This window comes from Stenotrophomonas maltophilia (assembly GCF_006974125.1).
GTDB classification, from domain to species: domain Bacteria; phylum Pseudomonadota; class Gammaproteobacteria; order Xanthomonadales; family Xanthomonadaceae; genus Stenotrophomonas; species Stenotrophomonas maltophilia_O.
Genome location: NZ_CP037858.1, coordinates 1,451,723 through 1,475,719, shown reverse-complemented (window position 1 = coordinate 1,475,719; position 23,997 = coordinate 1,451,723). Strand labels below are relative to the sequence as shown.

The following is a 23,997-nucleotide window of genomic DNA, read 5'->3' as shown; positions in this document are numbered from 1 at the left end:
ATGCGGGGGGTTCCCATCCGCGAAATTGCTGCCATCATGGGCGCGGGGAAATCCAGGGGGAGGCGTGCCGGGGTTGGCACGCAACCTGCGTTGATCCACCCGCAGGGCGCGGGGCCCGCTCAACCGGCGCTGGCCGGTCCGATCCCGTGCACTGAACTCAACCACCACTATCTTGGGGATGTACCAATGAAGAACCAGAAGGGCTTCACCCTTATCGAACTGATGATCGTCGTCGCGATCATCGCCATCCTGGCCGCCATCGCGCTGCCGGCCTACCAGGACTACACCTCGAAGTCGAAGGTCACCGCTGCGCTGGCCGACCTGGCCTCGCACAAGACCCAGTTCGAGATGGAAATCAGCAGTGGTCGTACTCCGACCGCTGCGACCGCCGGCTTCCAGGCTGAAGAGACCGGTAGCTGCTCGGAAGTTGCTGTTGCCAAGACTGGCATGACCTGCACCATCCGTGATCCGGGCCGCATTGGCACCAGCTCCACCATCGCTCTCAAGTACGATGAAGCGACGGTTGATGCCACCTCGGGCGCAATCACGAAGGCTGGTGGTTTCAGCTGCGTCACCGTGTCGGTTGACAAGAAGTTCCGTCCCGCTGGCTGCACTGGTACCTAATACTCTTGACATGACAGGCATAGGAGTTAGCTGCTCCTGTAGTTGTCATCAGAGTTGACACAGGGCCCGCTTCGGCGGGCCTTGTGCTGACTGGAGTACGAGTCCCGGTCGGCACGCAGCAATGGGGATTGCTGGATCAAACAGGGGGAGTCATGAACACGCAAAAGGGCTTCACGCTCATAGAGCTGATGATCGTGGTGGCCATCATCGCCATTCTGGCGGCCATCGCGACGGTGGCGTTCCAGCCGTACATCATCCGCACCCAGCTGACCGCTGCACTGGCAGACATCAGCCCGGGCAAGATGCTGGTTGAAACGGTCGTCTATGAAAACCGCTCGGCCAGCCTGGTCACCCCTGAGTTCATCGGCGGTGCCCAGAACGCCCACTGCTCGAACGTCGAAGCCGAACTCAGCGACTCCGGTGTCGGCCACATCAGCTGCACGTTGAAGGGCCACAGCGCGCTGGAAGGCAAGGACCTGATCCTGCGCCGCTCGGCCGAGGGCATCTGGAGCTGCGATGGCAGCGCGTTCGAAGCGCGCTATCGCCCGACCGGCTGCTGATCACACTTCAGCGCGTCAATGGGATGCTGGCCGCCCCTTGACGGGGCTATCATCCCCGGGGGAGTCAGGATCGTGCCTGCCGGGCCGGGAGTGCCGGGCAAGGCAGTGTTGCTCATGGATTGGCGATGCCGGTGGCCGTTGGGTCGCGGCGGGTTCTGCTGCCCCGTGCGGTGTCCGTGCAAGGTGTACGGCATGGCATGACCCCATGAGCCAAGGATTCATATGAACGCTGTCACCACCGCCAATCTTGTCGGCATCACCGGCCTGGCCCGTCGCCTGGTGCAGGACGGGGCCCTGGACGAGGCCACCGCCCGCGACGCCATGGCCAAGGCCGCGGCCGCCCGCCAGCCACTGCCCACGTGGTTCGCGCAGAACAAGCTGGTCAATGCCTCGCAGCTGGCCGCCGCCAACGCGGTCGAGTTCGGCATGCCGCTGTTCGACGTGTCCACCTTCGACGCCAGCCAGAACGCGATGAGCCTGGTCAGCGAGGAGCTGCTGCGCAAGCACAACGTGCTGCCGTTGTTCAAGCGCGGTGGCAGGCTGTTCGTCGGCACCAGCAACCCGACCCACTCGCTGGACGAGATCAAGTTCCACACCAACCTGGTGGTCGAGCCTATCCTGGTCGACGAGGACCAGATCCGCCGCACGCTGGAACAGTGGCACGCCAGCCATGACACCCTCGGCGACGCCCTGGGTGGCGATGACGATGGCATGGGCAACCTGGACGTGGCGGCCGGCGACGAGGATCTCGGCGCTACCGGCGGCGATTCCGGCATCGACGCCAAGGGCGACGACACCCCGGTGGTGAAGTTCGTCAACAAGGTGCTGGTCGATGCGATCCGCAAGGGTGCCTCGGACATCCACTTCGAGCCCTACGAAGACGATTACCGCGTGCGCCTGCGCATCGATGGCCTGCTGAAGATGGTCGCGCGCGCACCGGTGAAGTTGAACCAGCGCATCGCCGCCCGCCTGAAGGTGATGGCACAGCTGGACATCGCCGAGAAGCGCGTCCCGCAGGACGGCCGCATCAAGCTCAACCTGTCCAAGACCAAGCAGATCGACTTCCGCGTCAGCACGCTGCCGACCCTGTTCGGCGAGAAGGTGGTGCTGCGTATCCTCGATGGCAGCGCGGCCAAGCTGGGCATCGACAAGCTGGGCTACGAGCCGGACCAGCAGAAGCTGTTCCTGGATGCCATCCACAAGCCCTACGGCATGGTGCTGGTGACCGGCCCGACCGGTTCGGGCAAGACCGTGTCGCTGTATACCGCGCTGGGCATCCTCAACGACGAGACGCGCAACATCTCCACCGCCGAAGACCCGGTGGAAATCCGCCTGCCCGGCGTCAACCAGGTGCAGCAGAACAACAAGCGCGGCATGACCTTCGCCGCGGCGCTGCGCTCGTTCCTGCGACAGGACCCGGACATCATCATGGTCGGCGAAATCCGCGACCTGGAAACGGCGGAGATCGCGATCAAGGCCGCGCAGACCGGCCACATGGTGCTGTCCACGCTGCATACCAACGATGCGCCGCAGACCATCGCGCGCCTGATGAACATGGGCATCGCGCCGTACAACATCACCAGCTCGGTGACGCTGGTGATCGCCCAGCGCCTGGCGCGCCGCCTGTGCGGCAACTGCAAGCGTCCGTCCAACCTGCCCGAACATGCGCTGCTGGCCGAAGGCTTCACCCAGGCGCAGTTGGATGCGGGCATCGAGTTGTACGAGGCCGTGGGCTGCGATGAATGCACCGAGGGCTACAAGGGCCGGACCGGCGTCTACCAGGTCATGCCGATGACCGATGAGATCGCCACCATCGTGCTGGCCGGTGGCAATGCGCTGCAGATTGCCGAGGCGGCGCAGCAGATCGGGGTGAATGACCTGCGCCAGTCGGCATTGAAGAAGGCCGCGGCGGGCATCACCAGCCTGGCCGAGATCAACCGCGTCACCAAGGATTGAGGTAGATCCACGCCATGCGTGGATGGCGCGATGCATGAGGTTGCCGGCCAGCGGCCGGCACTACCACGTTGGTGGGTAGATCCACGCCATGCGTGGATGGCACGGCGGCGCAACGCCAACCAGGGTTGGCGCCTACCAGGGCCGTTCGGCCCTTACTCCATCCCCAGCTTCTTCAGCTTGTAGCGCAGCGCACGGAAGGTGATGCCCAGCTGCGCGGCGGTACGGGTCTTGTTCCAGCGGTTCTCTTCCAGCGCACGCTGGATGGCGCTGCGCTCGAGCTGCTCGATGTAGGAAGGCAGGGCAGCGCTGCCCGGCTGCAGGTCGGCCACCGCTTCGGCGGGCGCGGCACTGCCGGGTGCACGCGGCGCGTGCTGCGGCAGGCGCAGGTCATCGGCGCCGATGCAGTCTTCCTCGGCCAGGGCCAAAGCACGCTCCAGGATGTTTTCCAGCTCGCGCACATTGCCCGGGAACGCATACTGCGCCAGTGCTTCCAGCGCCGACGGCGCCAGCAGCGGGGTGGCGCGGCCGTGGCTGCGGGCCAATCGGGCCAGCACGGCCGCGGCCAGTTCAGGCAGGTCCTGACGGCGCTCGCGCAGCGGCGGCACCTTCAGTTCGATCACGTTGATGCGGTAGTACAGGTCGTGGCGGAAGCGCCCGTCCTCGACCAGCTCGGCCAGATCCTTGTGGGTGGCCGAGAGAATGCGGACATCCACCGGCTCCTCGTTGGCCGCGCCCACCGCGCGCACCGACTTTTCTTGGATCGCGCGCAGCAGCTTCACCTGCATCTGCAGTGGCAGTTCAGCCACTTCGTCCAGGAACAGGGTGCCGCCATGCGCAGCCTGGAACAGGCCGGGCTTGTCGGCGTGCGCGCCGCTGAAACTGCCCTTGCGATGGCCGAAGAATTCGCTCTCCATCAGCTCGCCGGGAATGGCGCCGCAGTTGACCGGCACGAACGGGCCGGCCGCGCGCGCGCCCTGGGCATGGATGGTGCGTGCGACCAGCTCCTTGCCAACGCCCGACTCGCCGAGGATGTAGACCGGCGCCTGGCTGCGCGCGACCTTGCCGATGGTGGTGCGCAGCACATCCATGGCCTGTGAGTGGCCAAGCAGGCGCCCGCCCTGTTCGGCGTTGGGGCTCGGTGCCGGGCGCTCGGCGTTGTTGAGTTCCAGCGCGTGCTTGACCAGTCCGCGCAGCACCGAGATGTCCACCGGCTTGCTGACGAAATCGAACGCGCCGGCCTTCAGCGCCTCCACGGCGAGATCCATGCTGCCGAATGCGGTGATCATTGCGACCGGCGTGCGCGGGTAGTGCTGGGCGATCTCGCTGACCAGCTCGATACCGTTGCCATCCGGCAGGCGCATGTCGGTGATGCACAGGTCGTACGGATTGCTGGCCAGCAGCTCACGTGCCTCGGCCAGGTTGGCGGCGGTACTGATGCGCAGCCCCATGCGGCCGAGGGTCAGCACCAGCAGTTCGCGGATGTCGCGTTCGTCGTCGACGACGAGGGCGCTGCGGGTTTCATTCATGGGCGTGAAAGATAAACGAGGGGGCTGGAAGCGACAAATGTTTGACGCACAGAATGGGAATCAGCTGGGCAGCAGCGTATGTGGACCGGGCAGCACCAGGCGGAAGCAGGAGCCACCGGCGGGTACCGCGATGTAGTCCAGGCGGGCCTGGTTGGCCCTGCACAGCTCGCGCGCGATGTACAGGCCCAGTCCGGTGCCATGCTCGGACGTGGTGAAGAAGGGCCGGAACAGCTGCGCGGCCACGCTCTCGGGGATGCCCGGGCCGCGGTCCATCACATCGATCACCGCGCTGCGTTCGTGCTGGGCCACGCGCAGCCGCACCCGTGCCGGTTGCTGGCCGATGCGGCCGTACTTCAGCGCGTTGTGCACCAGCACGGTCAGCACCTGGTAGAGATGCTTGGTGTCGACCTGGGCCATCACCGAAGTGTCGCTGATGATCGGTTCGATGCTGTCGGTCTCCAGGGTCTGGCCCTGCTTGTACTCCAGCACGAAGCGGCGCACGAAGGCGACCAGGTCCACGTTCTCGGGCGTGGCACGCTCGCGCCGGGCCAGGCCCAGCACGCTTTCGACGATGCCGTTGGTGCGCTGGCACTGCTGGCGGATGATCTGCAGCAGGCGGCGGTCGCTCTCGTTGAAGCCGGTACCTTCCTCGAGCAGCTGCACCGCATAGTTGATCGCCGCCAGCGGGTTGCGGATCTCGTGGGCGAGGCTGGCCGAGAAGCGGCCCATGGCAGAAAGGGTGAGCGATTCGGCGCGGCGCGAGACCACGCTGGAATCGTCCAGGAACACCAGGGCCAGCTCGCTGCCGGCCAGCAGGCGGGCGAAGCGCGGCTGCACTTCCGGCTGGTCGGGGTTGAGCTGCAGCGGCAGTTCGTCCTGTGCCCAGCCATTGCGCCAGCGCTGCAGCCGGCGCGCCAGTTCCGGTGCGGCGCTGGCCAGGTCCAGGCGTCCACTTTCGCCGTTGCCGTCGTTGTCGCCCAGCAGCATCGAGGCGGCTTCGTTGGCCAGGGTGATGCGGTTGTCGGCGTCCACCACCAGCACGCCGGTGCGCATGCGGCGGATGATCAGTTCGTTGATCTGGAACAGGTTGGCCACTTCGTCGCCGCGCTGGTTGGCCAGTTGCTGGTTGCGGCGGGCGCGGTTGCCTACCTGGTAGCTGATGAAGGCCAGTGCCAGGTAGCTGGTGGCGAACATCGCCAGTTCGGCCAGGGTGCGGGTAGGGTCGCCGCCTTCCAGCAGCTTCCAGGTGTACTCGACGCCGGTGGCCAGGCTGGCGGCCAGCGCCAGGCCCAGCCCCAGGCTGAGCGGCAGCAGGGTGGCGGCGGCGGCGATGTTGAACAGCAGCGACATCGAGATGCCGGCACTGGCGCCGGGCAGGGCGTGCGACAGCAGGGTGGCGGCCACGATATCCACCAGCACGCCGCTGACCACGATCGGACGCAGCCAGCGTTCGTTGCGGCCGAGTGCCAGGGCCAGCAGCGACAGGGCCAGGTAGATGACCGCAACGACGTCGGCCAGCCGCGGGTGATGGGCTTCGCCGACCATGGCCGACAAGGGGCTGTAGAGCAGGGCGGCAATGACCGTAGCGATCAGCACCCTGTACAGCGCGAAGAAATACAGTTCACGCCGCGGAATCGATTCGATGCGGTCGATCAATGAAGCACTGGGTGACACGCCGGAACTCCCCTTCTGGCTGCCTGGGTCTGGATTCTGCGGCGGGCCTGGCCGGCGCCCCCTGAAGCCGGGCCGGCACGTCGCGTTTGCGAAGGGCAGTATAGGGCCCCCGGCCGGGTGCCGCCGAAGTGACCCGGATCGCGCATTTGGCCCGGTGCGGACACCGGTGGCCAGCCCCGGCCCGGGCGCAACTGCCTGAATGGCGGTGGAAATCTGCCCGCGCCTGGCGTTTTGTACAGACTTCTTTGCGCCCCGGCGCTGGCTCGGCCACAATAGTGGGCCCGCCGCGGTCCATGCCGGCGCCCCGCCGGGGCCCTGAGGAATTGCGTGCGGTCGTTCCTATTCCCACGGTGACGCATGAATTTCCACGAATACCAGTCAAAACAACTGCTTGCCGAGTACGGCATCCCGGTCCCGGCCGGCAAGGTCGCTGCGACCCCGGACGAAGCGGTTGCCGCTGCCAACTCCCTGGGCCAGGGCCCCTGGATGGTCAAGGCGCAGATCCACGCTGGCGGCCGCGGCAAGGCTGGCGGCGTCAAGTTCTGCAAGACCACCGACGACGTGAAGGCCGCTGCGGCCAAGATGCTCGGCACCAAGATGGCCACCTACCAGACCGCAGGCGTTGAACTGCCGGTCAACCTGGTGCTGGTGACCACCGCCGGCGAGATCGTCAAGGAACTGTACCTGTCGGTGCTGGTCGACCGTGGCACCAAGACCATCACCTACATCGCCTCTTCGGAAGGCGGCGTGGAGATCGAGCAGGTCGCTGCTGAAACCCCGGAGCTGATCCACTCGCTGAACGTCGACTTCGTCGAAGGCGTGCAGGGTTACCACGGCCGTGATTTCGGCTTCAAGCTGGGCCTGACCGCCAAGCAGGCCGGCCAGTTCGCCAGCATCATGGTGAACCTGTACCGCCTGTTCAACGAAAAGGACCTGGCGCTGGTTGAAATCAACCCGCTGGCCATCCTGGACGACGGCAACCTGTACGCGCTGGACGGCAAGTTCGACAGCGACGACAACGCCGCGTTCCGCCAGAAGGCCCTGGTCGCCATGCGCGACAAGACCCAGGAAGATCCGACCGAAGTGATCGCTTCGGAGCTGGACATCAACTACGTCACCATGGACGGCAACATCGGCTGCATGGTGAACGGCGCCGGCCTGGCCATGGCCACCATGGACGTCATCAAGCTCAACGGCGGCGAGCCGGCGAACTTCCTGGACGTGGGCGGCGGTGCGAACAAGCAGCGCGTCATCGAAGCCTTCAAGCTGATCCTGTCCTCGGACAAGGTCGAAGGCATCTTCGTCAACATCTTCGGCGGCATCGTCCGCTGCGACATGATTGCCGAAGGCATCATCGCCGCCGTGAAGGAAGTGGGCGTCAAGGTTCCGGTCGTGGTGCGCCTGGAAGGCACCAACGTGGAAGAAGGCAAGCAGCTGCTGCGTGACAGCGGCATGGCCATCATCCCGGCTGACAACATCAACGATGGCGCCAAGAAGATCGTTGAAGCTGTCAAGAACGCCGCCTGATACCGACACCAAGGAATTCCAATGTCTGTTTTGATCAACAAGAACACCAAGGTGATCGTGCAGGGCTTCACCGGCCAGCAGGGCACCTTCCACGCCACTCAGATGATCGAGTACGGCACCCAGGTTGTCGGCGGCGTGACCCCGGGCAAGGGTGGCACCACCCATATCGACCTGCCGGTCTTCAACACCGTTGCCGACGCCGTGCAGAGCACCGGCGCCAACGCTTCGGTCATCTACGTGCCGCCGCCGTACGCGGCTGACGCGATCCTGGAAGCCGCTGCTGCCGGCATCAAGGTCATCGTCTGCATCACCGAAGGCATCCCGGTGCTGGACATGCTGCGCGTCAAGAACGTGCTGACCCGCTCGCATCCGGACACCGTGCTGATCGGGCCGAACTGCCCGGGCGTCATCACCCCGGGTGAGTGCAAGATCGGCATCATGCCGGGCCACATCCACCAGCCGGGCAAGATCGGCATCGTGTCGCGTTCGGGCACCCTGACCTATGAAGCGGTCAAGCAGACCACCGAAGTCGGCCTGGGCCAGTCCACCTGCATCGGCATCGGTGGTGACCCGATCAACGGCCTGAACTTCGTCGACTGCCTGAAGCTGTTCAACGAAGACCCGCAGACCGAAGGCATCATCATGGTTGGCGAAATCGGCGGTGACGCGGAAGAAGCCGGCGCCGAGTACATCAAGAACCACGTGAAGAAGCCGGTCGTCGGCTTCATCGCCGGTGCGTCGGCTCCGGCCGGCAAGCGCATGGGCCACGCCGGTGCGATCGCCTCGGGCGGCAAGGGCACTGCAGAAGGCAAGTTCGCTGCAATGGAAGCCGCTGGCGTTGTGACCGTGCGTTCGCCGGGCGACCTGGGCGCTGCCATCGCCAAGCTGGTGAAATAAGATCGACTGCCTCAGGCAGACGATGCTGTAGAGCCGGCCGCTGGCCGGCTGCTTGAAACAGAAAGGCCGCCTCCGGGCGGCCTTTCTGCGTGTGGGATGGGGTCAGATCCCTTTTGCTTCGCAAAAGGGATCTGACCCGGGCGTTACAATGGGCGCATTGCAACCACAGGCTGGACCCCCATGGCTTCGATCCGCATCGCGATGGCGCAGTTCGACTTCCCGGTCGGCGATGTCGCCGGCAACACCGAGCGCATCATCGAGATGATCGGCCAGGCGCGCGATGAGTACGGCGCCGAGCTGGTGATGTTCCCCGAGCTGGCGGTGAGCGGCTATCCGCCGGAAGACCTGCTGCTGCGCCCGGGCTTCCTGTACGAGTGCGAGCAGGCAATGACGCGCATCGCCGCAGCCTGCCGCGGCATCACCGCGGTGGTCGGCTGGCCGCAGGCGGCCGGCGCGGTGGTCTACAACGCCGCCAGCGTGCTGCGCGATGGCCTGGTGGAGCAGACCTACCGCAAGCGCGAGCTGCCCAACTACGCGGTGTTCGACGAGCGTCGCTACTTCGATGTCGATCCGGATGGCGGCAGCTGCGTGTTCGAGGTCAATGGCGTGCCGGTTGGCCTGCTGATCTGCGAGGACCTGTGGTTCGCCGAGCCGCTGGCCGACACGGTGCGCGCCGGCGCGCAGCTGGTGGTGGTGCCGAATGCGTCGCCGTACGAGCGGGGCAAGCATGCCCAGCGCGATGCGGTGCTGGCTGCACGCACCCGTGAGAGTGGGGCGGCGATCGCCTACCTCAACGTGGTCGGTGGCCAGGATGCGCTGGTGTTCGATGGCGCCTCGGTGGTGGCCGATGGTGACGGTACCGTGCACCCGGCTGCTGCCGCCTTCGTCGACCAGTGGCTGGTGGTGGAGTACGACGGTGAAACCCGCCGCTTCATGCCGCACGTGTGGATGGACGATGGCGACGAGAGCATGGACGCGCTGGCATGGCGCGCTGTCACCCGTGGCATCCAGGACTACTGCCGCAAGAACGGCTTCAGGAAGGTGTGGCTGGGCCTCTCCGGTGGCATCGATTCGGCGCTGGTACTGGCCATGGCGGTGGACGCGATGGGCGCCGAGAACGTCACCGCGGTGCGCCTGCCGTCGCGCTACACCGCAGGCCTGTCCAACGACCTGGCCGCCGAGCAATGCCAGGCACTGGGCGTGAAGCTGGAGGCGGTCTCGATCGAGCCGGCGTTCAAGGGCCTGATGGAATCGCTGGCACCGATATTCGAGGGCACCACCCCGGACGTGACCGAGGAGAACCTGCAGTCGCGCAGCCGTGGCGTGATCCTGATGGCACTGGCCAACAAGTTCGGCGGCCTGTTGCTGACCACCGGCAACAAGAGCGAGTACGCGGTGGGCTACGCCACCATCTACGGCGACATGTGTGGTGGCTATGCGCCGTTGAAGGACCTGTACAAGACCGAGGTGTTCGGGCTGTCCAAGTGGCGCAACACCGTGGGCGGGGCGCCGGTGATCCCGCCGGCGGTGATCAGCCGCCCGCCGTCGGCCGAACTGCGCGAGAACCAGCTGGACCAGGACTCGCTGCCGGCCTACGACGTGCTTGACGGCATCCTGTACCGCTACATCGACCAGGAGCAGTCGCGCACGGAGATCGTTGCCGCCGGTTACGACGCGGCCGTGGTTGACCGCGTGCTGCACCTGGTGCGCATCAGCGAATGGAAGCGGCACCAGGCCGCGCCCGGCCCGAAGGTGTCGCGCCGGGCATTCGGCCGCGAACGTCGCTACCCGATCAGCAACGGCTACAAGGGCTGAGGCAGCGGTTGGCGGGTAGTGCCGGCCGCTGGCCGGCAACCCGACGTAGCGTGCATCCCCGCATGGCGTGGTTCTACGGGACGTCGCCCATCAGCTGTTCGAGTGTGGCGGTTTCGGTGGCTTCGTCGAACTGGCTGTCCCCCAGCCGGGCTCGCACAAACGCCAGGCCATCCGCCGCCGCCGCATCCAGCGTGCCACGGTGGTCAACCGGGTACTGGCGGAACGCTACCGGTTCGCCGCGCAGTGCGAGGCCGGCGGCGTACAGCAGGGTGGTCAGATAGGGCACATCCTGGTCGCGGGTGCCGTGGGCCAGCATCAGCGGTTGGGTGAACCCCTGGCGTGGCACGCCAAGGTAGTCGTGCAACAGCGCCCAGATGCCCGGTACCGAGGTCAACGGCGCGCTGAACATCTCGCCGGTGACCGCACCCTCCAGCTGCGCCGCCAGGTCGGTCAGGCAGTGCTGTCGGGCCAGGGCGATGCGTGCACGCCCCTGTGCGCTCAGCACGCGGTCGATCTGCGGTGCCACCTGCAGCAATCCATCAAGCAGATAGGCATGGTAGGCATTGACCGCGCCCGGGTTGGCGGTGCGGCTGTCGGGGCGCATCACCAGTGCGGTCATCTCCACGGCCGTGGGCGTGCCTGCAGTGAAGCTGCCCTTGTACTGCAGGCCGGGGCCGGAATAGGTGGCAGCCTGGTGGCCGGCGCTGAGCGCCGCGGCACCACCCTGCGAGTAGCCTACCGAGACCCAGCGAGGTGAAAGACGACCGCCCAGGAACTGGTGGCTGGCCTTGACCATGTCGATGCTGTTGCGTGCGGCGGTGCGCACATGAAGGTAGGCGTGGCTGCCTGGGCTGCCCAGGCCCTGGTAGTCGGCCGCGGCGACGGCATAGCCCTGGGCGAGGAAGGTGTCCAGGAAGCGCCCATCGCGTTCGGCGTGGGTCGGGCCAGAATGGGAAGGGGCGCAGTGATCGGCGATGCCCTGGGTGCCATGCGCCCAGGAAACGACCGGCCAGCCGCCCGTCGGTGCCGTGCCTGCAGGCAGGTACAGCAGGCCGGTGCCCTGCGCCAGTCGGCCGTGATGATCGGGAGTGCGGTAGCTGAGCAGATACGCCTGGGAGGCCTTTGACGGCACCCAGGCGGCACGATAGGGCGCTGCGGTGATCAGCTCCCCCGGCTCTGCGGCCTGGGCGGCGGTGGACAGGCCCAGCAGGGCACTGGCGAAGGCGGCCAGCAACGGGCGGGCGCGGGAAACGGATGGGGACATGTGGACTCCAGACAGGCGGAAATGGCCGTGCGCCGGAGTGTGGAGGGCGTTGCCCGTGCGGTCTGGGAACGGCATCGCAACGGCAGGGAATTCGTAGTATTCCTAGCGCCAGTGCGCGGCTGCCTTGGGCGCGCGAACCATCCACGCATGGCGTGGATCTGCCAACAAGGAAAGGGCCCCTTTCGGGGCCCTCTCTTATTTCTTTTCCAGTCGCGCGTTGCGCTGGCCGGTGCTGGCGGACTTTTCACCAGCGAACGGGTTCAGCTTGCGGATCATCCACGGGTACTTCGGCCACTTGCCTTCCAGCCACGGGTGGTCCGGCTGGTTCAGCTGCAGGACGCGGCGGGCGTCGTCGGCCAGGGTCTTGTTGCCCAGGTGGGTGTAGGAATCGGCCAGGACGGCGACGGCGTCGTACTGGAACGCGCTCTGCGGATAGGTTTCCAGCAGGTAGTTGGCGCGGCCGGCGGCCGAGACCCAGGCGCCGCGGCGCATGTAGTACAGGGCGTTGTCCAGCTCATGCTGGGCGAACACGTCACGCAGCTCCAGCATGCGCTGGCGCGCATCTGCGGCGTAGCGGCTGTTCGGGTAGCGGTCGACCACGATGTTGAAGTCCGAATACGCCTGGTGCGGCGTGGACAGGTCGCGGCGGCTGGCGTCCAACGACCATACGCGGCGCAGGAAAACCGTACTGCGGTTGGAGTTGGCCAGGCCGCGCAGGTAGTACAGGTACGCGATGTTGCGGTGGGTCGGGTAGGTACGGATGAAGCGGTCGATGCTGGACACCGCATCGTCGTGCTTGCCGGCCTTGTACTGCGCGTAGGCGGTTTCGATCATCGCCTGTTCGGTATACGGGCCGTACGGATACTGGGCCACGAGGCGGCGGAAGCTGGTTTCAGCCCCGCTCCAGTTGCCACCCTGCATCAGCTTGTGGCTCTTCTCGTACAACTGTTCGACCGGCGTCCCTTCATCGGGGCGATCGCCCTTCTTGGCGCCACGGTGGCAGCCGGTGGCGGCGATGACCAGCACCAGCAGCAGGGCGGTGAGGCGGACGGGCGCGGAGAGCATGGAGGAGCGTCGGATCATGAGGTCGAGGCGGGACGCGGCTGGAATACGAAGGGTCGATGATAGCCTAGTGTCCTGTCCAGCGACTGAAACCGGCCGCCGGGACCCCAAAATTTCAAAGAATGCCCCCTGCCATGTCTGAACAACCCTCTGAATCGGCCCGCCAGGCCATCGTCCCCGACACCGCTGCCGGCCGCCGTTTCGACGCCGTGGTGGCCGAAATGTTCCCCGAATACTCGCGGTCGCGCCTGACCGAGTGGATCAAGGCCGGTGAGGTCCTGCTGGACGGCGCCCAGGTGCGCCCGCGCGATCCGCTGCGCGGCGGCGAGGTGGTGACCCTCAACGTGGTGCTGGAAACCCAGACCGATGCCCAGCCGGAGGACATCCCGCTGGACGTGCTGTTCGAGGACGAGCACCTGCTGGTGATCAACAAGCCGGTCGGCCTGGTGGTGCACCCGGGCGCGGGCAACCACAGCGGCACCCTGGTCAATGCCCTGCTGTTCCGCGATCCGTCGGTGGCGGTGCTGCCGCGCGCGGGCATCGTGCACCGCCTGGACAAGGACACCAGCGGCGTGATGGTGGTGGCCAAGACCCTGGAAGCGCAGACCGCGCTGGTCGAGCAGCTGGCCGCGCGCGACGTGCACCGCCAGTACCTGGCCATCGTGATGGGCGCGCTGGTGGCCGGCGGTACCGCCGATGCCCCGATCGACCGCCATCCGCGCGACCGCCTGAAGATGGCGGTGCGCGAGGACGGCAAGGAGGCGATCACCCATTACCGACTGCGCGAGCGCTTCCGTGCGCACACCGCGCTGGAGTGCCGCCTGGAAACCGGGCGCACCCACCAGATCCGCGTGCACATGGCGCATGTGCGCCATCCGATCATCGGTGACCCGCTGTACGGCGGTGCGCTGAAGCTTCCCAAGGGTGCCAGCGATGAGCTGGTGGCCGCGCTGCGTGGCTTCAAGCGCCAGGCCCTGCATGCCGAGACCCTGGAGTTCACGCACCCGATCACCGGTGAGCCGGTGCGCAACACCGCGCCGGTGCCGGAGGACATGCTGCACCTGATGAAGGTGCTGCGCGAAGACAGCGAAGCCTTCGCTGCGCGCGAGCGGGACCGCTGGTAATGGACGCCGCGCTGCCGCTGCTCTGGGCCGATTGGCCGGCGCCTGCCGGCGTTCATGCGCTGATTACGCGCCGGCATGGCGCGGGCATCTCGCCGGCGCCGTTCGCGCAGTTCAACCTGGGCAACCGGCACGCGGCCGATGGTGATGCCCCGGCCAACGTCGAGCACAACCGCCAGCTGCTGCAGCAGGGGCTGGCGTTGCCCTCGGCACCGCACTGGCTGCGCCAGGTACACAGCAGCACCGTGCTGCGCTTCAACGCGCCGCCGGTGCCGGGTGCCGCCGAGCCGGTGGCCGACGCCGCGGTGACCTCGGTGCCCGGCGTGGTGCTGGCGATCCTGACCGCCGACTGCCTGCCGGTGGTGTTCGCCGCCGCCGATGGCAGCGAAGTGGGCGCGGCGCATGCCGGCTGGCGTGGCCTGGCCGACGGCATGCTGGAGGCCACCGTGGCCGCCATGCAGACGACGCCCGGGCAGTTGCGCGCATGGCTGGGGCCGGCTGCCGGGCCGGCCGATTACGAGATCGGTGAAGAGGTCTACCACGCCTTCGTCGGACACGATCCGGCTGCCGGGGTGGCCTTCGTGGCGACCCGCGCCGGGCACTGGAAGGTGGATCTGTTCGCGCTGGCGCGGCAGCGCCTGCAGGCCGCGGGCATGGACCCGGCGCAGGTATACGGCGGCACGGTCTCGACCATGGCCGATCCGGACCTGTACTCGCACCGGCGCGATCGTCGCACCGGGCGCATGGCGACGCTGGCCTGGATCGCACCCTGAGGACGCCCCTGTTCGCACGGGTGCTGGGGCCGGCCTTCGCCACCCTGGCCGCCCCGGTGCAGGCGCTGCATGCCGCGCCGTTGCCCTGCCGTTATGCAGGGCAGGCGCGGATTGTGCGGGGACGGCATTGGCTGGTGCCGCTGCTGGCCGCAGTGGCACGGTTGCCGAAGAGCGGCGACGCGCTGCCGACCGAGGTAGCGTTCAGCGCGCACGGGCAGGGCGAACAATGGGCGCGACGCTTCGGACGCTGGCCGATGGCGTCGCGGTTGTGGGAGCACGAAGGGCATCTGCACGAGCAGCTGGGTGCGGTGCGTTTCGCGTTCGACCTGCAGGCCCGCGACGGCGGCATCGACTGGTCGGTGCGGCGGGTCTGGGCGTTCGGGTTGCTGCCGCTGCCGACGCGCTGGTTTGGCGGTGTGCGTTGCCGCGAAGCCTGGCAGGGACAGCGTTACACTTTCCTGGTCGATGTGACCTTGCCCTGGGCCGGAGCCCTGATCCGCTATGAAGGCTGGCTCGAACCGCAGTGAGGTTGTCACCGAGACCGGCCGCGCAGTGATCGTGTTCGATGGCGTGTGCGCGCTGTGCAATCGATGGGTGCGCTTCCTGCTGCGTTTCGACCGCAAGGGGCGCTACCGCTTCGCCGCAATGCAGGGCACACAGGGCGGCGCGCTGCTGCGCGCGCACGGGCTGGATCCGCAGGACCCGGCGTCGTTCCTGCTGCTGGACGCACAGGGCGCGTGGACCGATACCGATGCGATCCTGCGCGTACTGGCGGGGCTGGGCGGTGCCTGGCGCCTGAGCGGCGTGCTGCGCGTGCTGCCGCGCAGCTGGCGGGACGCGGCGTATCGCGTGCTGGCGCGTAACCGCTACCGCTGGTTCGGGCGGCATGATGCCTGTTACCTGCCCGCACCGGAGCAGGCCGCGCGATTCCTGGATTGAAGAAAAAAGGGGACGGAGGGGATTAAGTCGCTTGTGCACAAACGACTTAATCCCCTCCGTCCCCTTTTTCCTCAGCCTTCCAAAGCGTCCAGATAGCTGCGCCGCCAGTGGTTGATGTCGTAGGTGCGCAGGTGCCCCATCATCGCGTGCCAGCGTTCCTTGCGCCTGCGCAGCGACATCGTCGCGGCCGTGGCGATGGCATCGGCCACGCCGTCCAGATCGTGCGGGTTCACCAGCAGCGCCTGCTTCAGTTCGTCGGCGGCGCCGGCCAGCAGCGACAACACCAAGACGCCGGGATCTTCCGGGTCCTGCGAGGCCACGTATTCCTTGGCCACCAGGTTCATGCCATCACGCAGCGGGGTCACCAGTCCCACTGCCGCCGCCCGGTAGAAGCCGGTGAGGGTGGCGTGGGTGAAGTTCTGGTTGACGTAGCGCAGCGGTGTCCAGTCCGGCTCGGCGTGGCCACCGTTGATGTGGCCGGCGATCTGTTCCAGTTGGCTGCGCAGTTGCCGGTACTCGGTCACATCACCGCGCGAGACCGGGGCGATCTGCAGGTAGGTCAGCGAACCCCGCTGGTCGGGATGGCGCTCCAGATAGCGCTCGAAGCCAAGGAAGCGTTCGGGCAGGCCCTTGGAATAGTCCAGGCGGTCCACGCCGATCGCCAGCTGGCGGTCCCGCAGGCTGTTGCGCAGGTTCTTTACGGCGGCCTTGGTGGCGGCGGTGCCGGCCTGGCGTGCGATCAGCTCGGTGTCGATGCCGATCGGGAAGGCCGCCGCGCGGAAGCGGCGTCCACCTGGCGCTTCCAGTTCACCATTGTCGAGCACGCGGCCACCGCCAAACAGGCGCAGGTAGGTCTGGAAGCGATCGGCGTCGCGCTGGGTCTGGAAGCCGACCAGGTCATAGGCATACAGCGCGGAGAACAGCCGCAGGTGGTCGGGCATCGCCTGCAGCAGGTCGGCCGATGGCATCGGGATGTGCAGGAAGAAGCCGATGCGGCAGCCGATGCCCCGTTCGCGCAGCAGCGCACCGAGTGGAATCAGGTGGTAGTCGTGGATCCAGACGATGTCGTCCTCGCGCAGCAGCGGCGCGAGCTTGTCGGCGAACAGCGCGTTGACCTTGTGGTAGGTCTCGCGGGTGCCGCGGTCGTAGTCGACCAGGTCCAGGCGGAAGTGCAGCAGCGGCCACAGAGTGCGGTTGGCGAAGCCGTTGTAGTAACCATCGACTTCGCGCTTGCTCAGGTCGAGGGTGACGAATTCGATGTCGCCGTCCTTCTGTGTGTGCAGCGTGCCGCTGCCGTCGCGCACGCTCTTGCCGCTCCAGCCGAACCACATGCCGCCACGTTCCTTCAACGCGGCCAGCAGGCCCACCGCCAGGCCACCGGCGCGGTTCTCGCCCGGCACGGCCACGCGGTTTGAAACCACGACCAGACGACTCACGATGCCTCCTGCCAGGACCGCGACAGGCGCATCGCGGCGGTGATCAGGCCGACGTGCGAATAGGTCTGCGGGAAATTGCCCCAGGCCTCGCCGCTGTCGAAGGCCAGATCCTCCGACAGCAGGCCCAGGTGGTTGCGCTGCTTCAGCAGCAGCTCGAACATCCCGCGTGCTTCGTCCATGCGCCCGATCGCTGCCAGCGCGTCGATGTACCAGAAGGTGCAGATGGTGAAGCTGGTTTCCGGTTCGCCGAAGTCATCCGGTGCAACGTAGCGGTACAGCGAATTGCCATGCTTGAGGTCGCGGCCGATGGCATCCACGGTGGCGACAAAGCGCGCGTCCAGCGCGTCGATGAAGCCGATGTCGGCCAGCAGCAGCAACGAGGCATCCAGCCGATGGCCGCCGAAGGTGTCGGTGAAGTGGCCCAGCTCTTCGCTCCAGGATTCGGCCATGATGCGCGCGTGGATGGTGTCGGCGCGTTCGCGCCAGTAATGTGCGCGGTCGTCGCGCTTCAGGCGCACGGCAATCTTGCACAGGCGGTCGCAGGCGGCCCAGCACATCGCGCTGGTGTAGGTGTGCACTTCGGTGCGGCCGCGGAATTCCCACAGGCCGGCATCGGGTACGTCGTGCAGGGCGAACGCCTGTTCGCCCAAGGGTTCCAGACGGGCGAAGGTGTGTGCGTCGCCCGGGTCCTGCAGGCGCCGGTCGAAGAACAGCTGCGTGGACGCCAGCACCACGCTGCCGTAGACATCGTGCTGGCGCTGCACCCAGGCCAGGTTGCCGCGCCGTACCGGGCCCATGCCGCGATAGCCGGACAGGCTGGGTACTTCGTCTTCGTCCAGCTTGGCTTCGAAGCCGATGCCATACAGCGGCTGCAACGTGCCGTCGGTAGTGGCCAGGTTGAAAATGTAGCCGAGGAACTGCTCCATCGTGCGTGTTGCGCCGAGGCGGTTCAGCGCACGCACCACGAACGCCGCATCACGCAGCCAACAGTAACGGTAGTCCCAGTTGCGCACGCTGCCGGGGGCTTCCGGAATGGAGGTGGTCATTGCCGCAATGATCGCGCCGCTGTCCTCGTACTGGCACAACTTCAGGGTGATCGCACTGCGGATCACCGCGTCCTGCCATTCCAGCGGAATGGACAGGTAGCGCACCCACTCACGCCAGTAATCGCGGGTGCGCTGGAAGGCTTCCTGCACGTAGCCGCTGATGGAGCGGTTGAGCGATTCGTCCACGCCAAGGATCAGGTGGATGGGATGGTTGAGCACGAACGGCAGACCATCGCGCACGAAGCGCACCGGTACGTCGGTGGTCAGCCGCAGCACGTGCTCGGGCAGGATCCAGCGCACGTGGTTGCTGCCCCAGGTGGATTCCGGCACGCGCGCCCCCCAGTCGGCCAGCGGTCGCGCACGCACGGTGATGCGTGGGCTGCCGGCCAGTGGGCGGACCTGGCGGATCAGGCTGACCGGGCGGTAGAAGCGATCGTTCTGGCGCCAGCGGGGGGCGAAATCGAGGATTTCCAGTGCGCCGCCATGCGTGTCACGCAGCACGGTGCGCAGGATCGCGGTGTTGGTGAGGTACTCCTGCTCGCTGTCGGCAAAGTCCTCCAGCTCGATGGCGAAGTCGCCGCCGGTCTGCTGGTTGGGGCCGAGCAGGGCGCAGAAGGTGGGGTCGCCGTCGAAGGTGGGCAGGCAGCTCCAGACAACGCGGGCATGTTTGTCGACCAGGGCGCCGAAGCTGCCGTTGCCGACCACGCCCAGATCAAGATCGGGTTGGGTCATCACGCGGTACATCTCGGTTGCGGCCGTGGGGGTGGCCGGGTCAATAGGCATTCTCACGCAGCCAGGCGTGCACGCTGCGTATGTCGGGCAGTGCGAACACCGCCGCGCTGGGTTCCCGCTCGCCCACCAGTACGCTCCAGCCATGCTGGCCGTTGGCAGCATCGAAGCCGAATTCATCGGTGAGGTCATCGCCGATGAATACCGGCAGGCGGCCGCGGAAGGGCAGGTACTGCATCATCCTCCGCACTGCGCGGCCCTTGTCGGTGCCTACGGGGACGAACTCGACGACATGGTCGCCGGGTTGCAGGCGATAGCTGGTACGCCCGCGCACGTGCCGGTCGGCGAACGCGCGGACATCGCTGGCGGCGTGCGGCGCACCGCGCCAGTGCAGGGCCAGACCGACGCCCTTGTCCTCCACCAGCACGCCCGGATGGCCATGGGCGAAGCGCATTGCCTGCTGGTGCAGCGCGTGCAGCCATTCGGCGGTGTCGTCGTCGTGCTCGTCGCGCAGTACGCGACCATCCTGGCCACGCAGTTCGTGGCCGTGAAGGCCGGCGGCAGGCAGTTGCAGGGGGGCGAACAGCTTGTCCAGCTGCTCAAGCGGGCGACCACTGACCAGTGCCACGGCACCTTCCAGGCGGTCGCTGATGCGGCCGATGGCTTCACGCACATCCGGCAGCAGCTGCACGGCATCCGGGCGTGCAGCAAATTCGATCAGGGTGCCATCGACATCGAGGAACAACGCACAGGCGTCGTCCAGCAAGGGCGGTGGCGGACGCAGGGGGAGCGGTTCAGCCATGACGCCCAGCTTGCCAGCGTGGGCGTGTACGTGGGGTCGAGGGCAGGCTACGAATCAGGGCAGTGCCGGCCGCTGGCCGGCAACCTCATGGTCCATGGATGCACCCCGAGGTTGCCGGCCAGCGGCCGGCACTACCGTGTCGTGCGGACCAACGGTCCGTACCTACCCGGAGCGATCAGAACGTATAGCGGACGCGACCGTAGTAGTACGCGCCGTTGCTGCCGATCGGCGACAGCACGTCATACGGCAGGTTGCCGAAGTAGTGGATATCGCTGTTGGATCGATCCGGGTAGTTGTCGGTCAGGTTCTGGCCGCCGATGGCCACGCTCCACTGCGGGGTGATGCGGTACTCCACTTCCGCATCCAGCTGCCACTCGGCCTGGTAGGTCTGGCGTGGAATGTAGCCGTCACCGAAGTTGAACACGCGGGTGGCACTGCCGTAGCGGTTCACGCGGGTGCTCAGCGACCAGTGATCGTTGCTCCATGCGGCGGAGAAGCTGCCACGCGTGCGCGGCGTGGCATCGGTGAGCGTGTTGGTCTCTTCGATGCCGAACAGCACGTAGTCCGGGTTCAGTGCGCGCAGCTGCGCCGGTGTGGCCAGCACGTTCTTCAGCGTGGTCTTGGTGTAGGCGTAGGTGCCGGTCAGCAGCAGCTGGCCATCGCCAAGCGACTGGCGCCAGTTGCTCACCAGTTCGGCGCCGCGGGTGCGGGTGTCGGCGGCGTTGACGAAGAAGCTGGCGCTCTGCAGGCCGGTGACGCCGTAGTTGGCGGCCACGTAGTCGGTCAGCGCATCACCGGTGATGCTCTCGGACAGCGCGATGCGATCGTCGATGTCGATCTGGAAGAAGTCCAGCGACAGGTCGAAATGCTCGCCGATGCGGCTGGTGAAGCCCAGCGAGGTGTTGAGCGACTTCTCCGGCTTCAGGTCACGGGCGCCGAGCCCACGCGCGATCGGATTGTTGACCGAGAGCAGGCGGCCCTGCACCAGCTGGCCGCCGGCGTTGTAGCCGGTGGAGGTGGATTCGTAACCGATCTGTGCCAGCGACGGCGCACGGAAATTGTTGGAGATGGCGCCGCGCAACGCGAACGCCGGGGTGAATTCGTAGCGCAGGCCGAGCTTGCCGGTCAGTTCACCGCCGAAATCGTCGTTGTGCTCGTAGCGCGCGGCCAGATCGGTGGAGAACTTTTCGCCGAACTGGCTGGACAGGCTGGCATAGGCGCTGGCCACATCGCGCGACAGGGTGGCTGCATCCTGTGGGGTCAGGCCGCCACCGGCCTGCGAACCGGTCGGGCGGTCGGTGAACGGGCCGGCGGCGTAGCTGGCCGGGTCACCGGGACGGGTCTGGTAGCGCTCGTGGCGCGCTTCCACGCCCAGGCCCAGAGTGTGGCTGATGCTCTCGCTCTGGGTGAACACGCGGCTCAGGTCGAAGTTGCCCACGGTCTGTGCATACTCGTAATCGGCGGTCTTGAAACGGGTCGGGCTGGTCGGGCCCAGCGACGCGTTGAGCGAATCACGCAGGCGGTAGGTGAAGTCGTTCTGGCCGTAATCCAGGCTGCCGTCGTAGCTCCATTCGCCCCACTGGCCGCGCACCCCGGCCACGGCCTGCACGTCGCGGTTCTCGCCTTCGGAGATCGGCCGGTAACCGTTCGGATAGACCTGCTTCCAGTTGGCGTCGCCGTCGGGGTAGCGGAAGTAGTTCGCACCCTCGGTGTCACGCTGGTTGAAGGTACCGAACGCGTAGAACGTCGAGGTCTGGCCGACCGGGATCTCGGTGTTCAGCCACAGGTTGATGTCCTTGCTCTTGCCATCGCCCAGCACGTAGTTGCGCTTGCCCTGCAGTGCCAGGTTGCCTGGGGTCTGGTCCCACGGCGGAATCTGGTCGAAGCCGGCGCGGTTGGTGCCGTTGCGGTGCTTGTATTCCAGGCCGACGCGCAGGAAGCCGCCGTCCTCGCCCAGCGAGGTGCCGACCTTGGCGCTGATGTTGCCGGTCTGGCCGTCGGTGAGGGTGCGGCCGATCGGCTTGAGGTCGGTGTGGTTGGCGCCGTAGCTGGCCTCGATCTCGCCACCGTCGCCGCCGTTGTCGAGGATCACGTTGATCACGCCGGCCACGGCGTCCGATCCGTACAGCGCGCCGGCGCCGTCGCGCAGCACTTCGATGCGCTTGATCGCGCTGACCGGGATCGAATTGAAATCGACCGGCGTGGTGCCCTTGCCGATCTTGCTGTCGGTGTTGACCAGCGCGGTGTGGTGGCGGCGCTTGCCATTGACCAGCACCAGCACCTGGTCCGGTGACAGGCCACGCAGCTGTGCCGCGCGCACATGGTCGGCACCGCCGGAGTTGGACTGGCGCGGGAAGTTGAACGACGGCAGCAACGCCTGCAGCGCGCTGCCCAGTTCACCGTTGACCACGCCAGCCTTGCGGATGTCCTCGGCGGTGAGCACATCCACCGGCGAGGTGGATTCAAGCACGGTGCGGTCGGCGGCACGGGTGCCGGTGACGATCACGGTGTCCAGGTTGGTGGCGTCCTGGGCCAGGGCCGGGATGGCGGCGGAGGAAAGCGCGAGGGCGATGGCGAGGCCGAGCGGCGACGCGGGCAGGCGGGCGGACATGGGGGCTCCAGCAACAACGACGACGGGGAAGGGGGAGATAATTTCACTTACATCCATCCGGATGAAGCGATATATTATCTTCGCGTGATGGCCGGTGCAGATGCAAGCCCCTGCCGGTCCGGCATGAGCTGATGCCTTGCTGGCATCAGCACGCCGGGCCGGTGGCGCTGTACGCTGCCGGCTCGCCCTGTCCCCCTTCCCCGGAGCTGTACCGATGAAACACCTTGGCCTCGTCTTTGCCGTGCTGCTGGCCACCAGCGGCTGTGCCAGCCTGTCCTCGCAGGCGCCCAGCGCCTATGCCACGGCCACTACTGCCGAACTGAAGGGCGATGCCGCACGCCCGTCCGCCGGCCACGGCTGGGTGCGCAGCGAGCTGTATTTCGGCGTGGGCGAAGAGCAGGGCGCCGGCAACCGTCCGCAGGCCGACACCATCAGCGAGGCGCAATGGCGCACGTTCCTGGACAAGGAAGTGACTCCGCGCTTCCCGGATGGCCTGACCGTGTTCGATGCCTATGGCCAATGGCTGTTCCGCGGCGATGCCGCGCCCAACCGCCTGCGCACCAAGGTGCTGGTGGTGCTGCACGAGGACACCCCGCAGCGCCGCGCCGATATCGAAGCGATCCGCCTGGCGTGGAAGCAGCAGACCAAGCATCAATCGGTGCTGTGGTCGCGGCAGCCGGTCGAGGTATCGTTCTGAGTTGAAGGTGCCGCCGCGGTGCCGCAGGGAGCGATGATGAAACACAGGGAATGCGTGCTGGGCCTGGTGCTGACGGGATTGCTGGCACCGTCGGCGCAGGCAAGTGGCGACGACGGCGAAACACTGCGGTTCCAGGTGGCCGCTCACGTGCAGGCGCACGCCGATCCCCAGCAGGACGGAAGCATCGCGGTGCAGCTGTCGCCGTCGGGCAAGCGCCAGGTGCTGGCGGGCGCTGCGGATGCCGACGGCAATTCGCGGTGGGATCTGGAGGACGTCGATTTCGATGGCTATCCGGAACTGGTCGCGCGCGCCTCGGTGGGCATGGTCAATGAAGCGGTGACGGTATACCGCTTCGATCCGGCCAGCGCGGAGTTCCGCGCGCTGCAGGCCGAAACCCACGGCAAGGACAGCTGCGGTGACCTGATGGGGTTGAGCGTGGACGTTGCCACCCGCACCCTCACCAGCAGTTGCCGCAGCGGCCCGATGTGGTACGCCGACCAGTACCGGTTCGCAGGCGCAAAGCTCTACCTTTACCGCAGCGAGAATGTGCTGATGCTGGGCGATACGGTGAACGCCGCGCTGCAGTGGGAACAGGCCGATGAACAGGGCCCGCTGGCGGTCTGGCGCACCTACGATCCTGCCGGTCGTGTGCTGGAGAGCGCGATCGCCGATGGCCTGGGCGCACCGCCGGATGGGCCGTTGCGGGGGCAGCAGGCCACCGTGGTGCCAGCACGCCTGTTCCTGTTCGACCGACCCGGCGCGACCAGCACCAAGCGCTATCTGGTGCAGGGCGACCGCGTGGAAATGCTGGATGAACAGGACGGCTGGGTGAAACTGCGCTACCGCAACGCGAAGCAGGGCGCGGTGGAAGGTTGGATCAACGTCAACGATTGAGAAAAGGGGACGGAGGGAATTAAGTCGTTTGTGGCACATACGAC

The 23,997-nt window shown here is 66.8% G+C and carries 20 protein-coding genes; 12 read left to right on the top strand and 8 right to left on the bottom strand.

Annotated features, from left to right (window positions below; all coding sequences use genetic code 11):
• Positions 1 to 186 precede the first annotated feature (186 nt).
• The 3 genes from EZ304_RS06740 (at position 187) to pilB (ending at position 3,140) form a co-directional block, all read left to right on the top strand.
• Positions 187 to 624 (top strand): pilin, encoded by a 438-nt coding sequence (locus EZ304_RS06740; protein ID WP_142806626.1) that lies wholly within the window; start codon positions 187 to 189, stop codon positions 622 to 624.
• Positions 625 to 776: 152 nt separating this feature from the next.
• Complete coding sequence (locus tag EZ304_RS06735; protein WP_142806625.1) at positions 777 to 1,184, top strand: pilin; 408 nt, start codon at positions 777 to 779, stop codon at positions 1,182 to 1,184.
• A gap of 222 nt (positions 1,185 to 1,406) precedes the next feature.
• Positions 1,407 to 3,140: a type IV-A pilus assembly ATPase PilB gene (gene pilB / locus EZ304_RS06730; RefSeq protein ID WP_142806624.1), complete on the top strand. Its 1,734-nt coding sequence runs from the start codon at positions 1,407 to 1,409 to the stop codon at positions 3,138 to 3,140.
• Between the two features lie 152 nt (positions 3,141 to 3,292).
• Here pilB and EZ304_RS06725 read toward each other — a convergent pair whose 3' ends face one another.
• Positions 3,293 to 4,666, bottom strand: a complete 1,374-nt coding sequence (locus EZ304_RS06725) for a sigma-54-dependent transcriptional regulator (protein ID WP_142806623.1) — start codon at positions 4,664 to 4,666, stop codon at positions 3,293 to 3,295.
• A gap of 60 nt (positions 4,667 to 4,726) precedes the next feature.
• On the bottom strand, positions 4,727 to 6,340 hold the full coding sequence (locus EZ304_RS06720; protein ID WP_099553729.1) for a sensor histidine kinase: 1,614 nt from the start codon (positions 6,338 to 6,340) through the stop codon (positions 4,727 to 4,729).
• A 357-nt stretch (positions 6,341 to 6,697) separates the two neighbouring features.
• On the opposite strand from EZ304_RS06720, the gene sucC reads away from it, so the two are divergent.
• From sucC to EZ304_RS06705, 3 genes are all read left to right on the top strand, one after another.
• Positions 6,698 to 7,867, top strand: a complete 1,170-nt coding sequence (gene sucC / locus EZ304_RS06715; protein ID WP_004154430.1) for an ADP-forming succinate--CoA ligase subunit beta — start codon at positions 6,698 to 6,700, stop codon at positions 7,865 to 7,867.
• 21 nt (positions 7,868 to 7,888) lie between these two features.
• A complete protein-coding gene (gene sucD, locus EZ304_RS06710) occupies positions 7,889 to 8,764 on the top strand; it encodes a succinate--CoA ligase subunit alpha (RefSeq protein ID WP_005410793.1) in 876 nt (291 codons plus the stop codon).
• A 180-nt stretch (positions 8,765 to 8,944) separates the two neighbouring features.
• Entirely contained in the window at positions 8,945 to 10,579 is a 1,635-nt protein-coding gene (locus EZ304_RS06705) for an NAD+ synthase (RefSeq protein WP_142806622.1), read from the top strand.
• Positions 10,580 to 10,652: 73 nt separating this feature from the next.
• Here the strand turns inward: EZ304_RS06705 and EZ304_RS06700 are convergent, their stop codons facing one another.
• Both EZ304_RS06700 and EZ304_RS06695 read right to left on the bottom strand, forming a co-directional pair.
• Positions 10,653 to 11,843: a lipase family protein gene (locus tag EZ304_RS06700; RefSeq protein WP_099553725.1), complete on the bottom strand. Its 1,191-nt coding sequence runs from the start codon at positions 11,841 to 11,843 to the stop codon at positions 10,653 to 10,655.
• A 195-nt stretch (positions 11,844 to 12,038) separates the two neighbouring features.
• Entirely contained in the window at positions 12,039 to 12,926 is an 888-nt protein-coding gene (locus tag EZ304_RS06695) for an outer membrane protein assembly factor BamD (protein WP_024956778.1), read from the bottom strand.
• Positions 12,927 to 13,039: 113 nt separating this feature from the next.
• Here EZ304_RS06695 and rluD point away from each other — a divergent pair, with 113 nt between their 5' ends.
• Genes rluD through EZ304_RS06675 form a run of 4 tightly spaced genes read left to right on the top strand, consistent with a single transcriptional unit; the run spans position 13,040 to position 15,738 of the window.
• Positions 13,040 to 14,029 (top strand): 23S rRNA pseudouridine(1911/1915/1917) synthase RluD, encoded by a 990-nt coding sequence (rluD, locus tag EZ304_RS06690; RefSeq protein WP_142806621.1) that lies wholly within the window; start codon positions 13,040 to 13,042, stop codon positions 14,027 to 14,029.
• A complete protein-coding gene (gene pgeF, locus EZ304_RS06685) occupies positions 14,029 to 14,799 on the top strand; it encodes a peptidoglycan editing factor PgeF (RefSeq protein WP_142806620.1) in 771 nt (256 codons plus the stop codon). The genes rluD and pgeF overlap by 1 nt, the downstream gene beginning before the upstream one ends.
• 20 nt (positions 14,800 to 14,819) lie before the next feature.
• A complete protein-coding gene (locus tag EZ304_RS06680; RefSeq protein WP_099553720.1) occupies positions 14,820 to 15,326 on the top strand; it encodes a DUF4166 domain-containing protein in 507 nt (168 codons plus the stop codon).
• Positions 15,301 to 15,738, top strand: a complete 438-nt coding sequence (locus EZ304_RS06675; RefSeq protein ID WP_099553718.1) for a thiol-disulfide oxidoreductase DCC family protein — start codon at positions 15,301 to 15,303, stop codon at positions 15,736 to 15,738. Before EZ304_RS06680 ends, EZ304_RS06675 begins: the two co-directional genes overlap by 26 nt.
• A gap of 71 nt (positions 15,739 to 15,809) precedes the next feature.
• Here the strand turns inward: EZ304_RS06675 and otsA are convergent, their stop codons facing one another.
• The 4 genes from otsA to EZ304_RS06655 form a co-directional block, all read right to left on the bottom strand.
• Positions 15,810 to 17,174: an alpha,alpha-trehalose-phosphate synthase (UDP-forming) gene (gene otsA / locus EZ304_RS06670; protein ID WP_142806619.1), complete on the bottom strand. Its 1,365-nt coding sequence runs from the start codon at positions 17,172 to 17,174 to the stop codon at positions 15,810 to 15,812.
• Complete coding sequence (locus EZ304_RS06665) at positions 17,171 to 18,952, bottom strand: glycoside hydrolase family 15 protein (protein ID WP_099553805.1); 1,782 nt, start codon at positions 18,950 to 18,952, stop codon at positions 17,171 to 17,173. The genes otsA and EZ304_RS06665 overlap by 4 nt, the downstream gene beginning before the upstream one ends.
• 40 nt (positions 18,953 to 18,992) lie before the next feature.
• The gene (gene otsB / locus EZ304_RS06660) at positions 18,993 to 19,751 is read right to left on the bottom strand and encodes a trehalose-phosphatase (RefSeq protein ID WP_142806618.1); all 759 of its coding nucleotides are present in this window, start codon (positions 19,749 to 19,751) and stop codon (positions 18,993 to 18,995) included.
• 175 nt (positions 19,752 to 19,926) lie between these two features.
• Positions 19,927 to 22,362, bottom strand: a complete 2,436-nt coding sequence (locus tag EZ304_RS06655; protein WP_142806617.1) for a TonB-dependent receptor plug domain-containing protein — start codon at positions 22,360 to 22,362, stop codon at positions 19,927 to 19,929.
• Positions 22,363 to 22,576: 214 nt separating this feature from the next.
• On the opposite strand from EZ304_RS06655, the gene EZ304_RS06650 reads away from it, so the two are divergent.
• Both EZ304_RS06650 and EZ304_RS06645 read left to right on the top strand, forming a co-directional pair.
• Positions 22,577 to 23,059: a DUF3574 domain-containing protein gene (locus EZ304_RS06650; RefSeq protein ID WP_010481551.1), complete on the top strand. Its 483-nt coding sequence runs from the start codon at positions 22,577 to 22,579 to the stop codon at positions 23,057 to 23,059.
• Positions 23,060 to 23,095: 36 nt separating this feature from the next.
• Positions 23,096 to 23,953 (top strand): XAC2610-related protein, encoded by an 858-nt coding sequence (locus EZ304_RS06645; protein WP_142806616.1) that lies wholly within the window; start codon positions 23,096 to 23,098, stop codon positions 23,951 to 23,953.
• The last annotated feature ends 44 nt before the right edge of the window (positions 23,954 to 23,997 follow it).

Bases quoted from the DNA above. Each gene is read 5' to 3' on its own strand.
- EZ304_RS06740 (WP_142806626.1), top strand. From the start codon at position 187: ATGAAGAACCAGAAGGGCTTCACCCTTATCGAACTGATGATCGTCGTC.
- EZ304_RS06735 (WP_142806625.1), top strand. From the start codon at position 777: ATGAACACGCAAAAGGGCTTCACGCTCATAGAGCTGATGATCGTGGTG.
- pilB (WP_142806624.1), top strand. From the start codon at position 1,407: ATGAACGCTGTCACCACCGCCAATCTTGTCGGCATCACCGGCCTGGCC.
- EZ304_RS06725 (WP_142806623.1), bottom strand. From the start codon at position 4,666: ATGAATGAAACCCGCAGCGCCCTCGTCGTCGACGACGAACGCGACATC.
- sucC (WP_004154430.1), top strand. From the start codon at position 6,698: ATGAATTTCCACGAATACCAGTCAAAACAACTGCTTGCCGAGTACGGC.
- sucD (WP_005410793.1), top strand. From the start codon at position 7,889: ATGTCTGTTTTGATCAACAAGAACACCAAGGTGATCGTGCAGGGCTTC.
- EZ304_RS06705 (WP_142806622.1), top strand. From the start codon at position 8,945: ATGGCTTCGATCCGCATCGCGATGGCGCAGTTCGACTTCCCGGTCGGC.
- EZ304_RS06700 (WP_099553725.1), bottom strand. From the start codon at position 11,843: ATGTCCCCATCCGTTTCCCGCGCCCGCCCGTTGCTGGCCGCCTTCGCC.
- EZ304_RS06695 (WP_024956778.1), bottom strand. From the start codon at position 12,926: ATGATCCGACGCTCCTCCATGCTCTCCGCGCCCGTCCGCCTCACCGCC.
- rluD (WP_142806621.1), top strand. From the start codon at position 13,040: ATGTCTGAACAACCCTCTGAATCGGCCCGCCAGGCCATCGTCCCCGAC.
- pgeF (WP_142806620.1), top strand. From the start codon at position 14,029: ATGGACGCCGCGCTGCCGCTGCTCTGGGCCGATTGGCCGGCGCCTGCC.
- EZ304_RS06675 (WP_099553718.1), top strand. From the start codon at position 15,301: ATGAAGGCTGGCTCGAACCGCAGTGAGGTTGTCACCGAGACCGGCCGC.
- EZ304_RS06665 (WP_099553805.1), bottom strand. From the start codon at position 18,952: ATGACCCAACCCGATCTTGATCTGGGCGTGGTCGGCAACGGCAGCTTC.
- otsB (WP_142806618.1), bottom strand. From the start codon at position 19,751: ATGGCTGAACCGCTCCCCCTGCGTCCGCCACCGCCCTTGCTGGACGAC.
- EZ304_RS06655 (WP_142806617.1), bottom strand. From the start codon at position 22,362: ATGTCCGCCCGCCTGCCCGCGTCGCCGCTCGGCCTCGCCATCGCCCTC.
- EZ304_RS06650 (WP_010481551.1), top strand. From the start codon at position 22,577: ATGAAACACCTTGGCCTCGTCTTTGCCGTGCTGCTGGCCACCAGCGGC.
- EZ304_RS06645 (WP_142806616.1), top strand. From the start codon at position 23,096: ATGAAACACAGGGAATGCGTGCTGGGCCTGGTGCTGACGGGATTGCTG.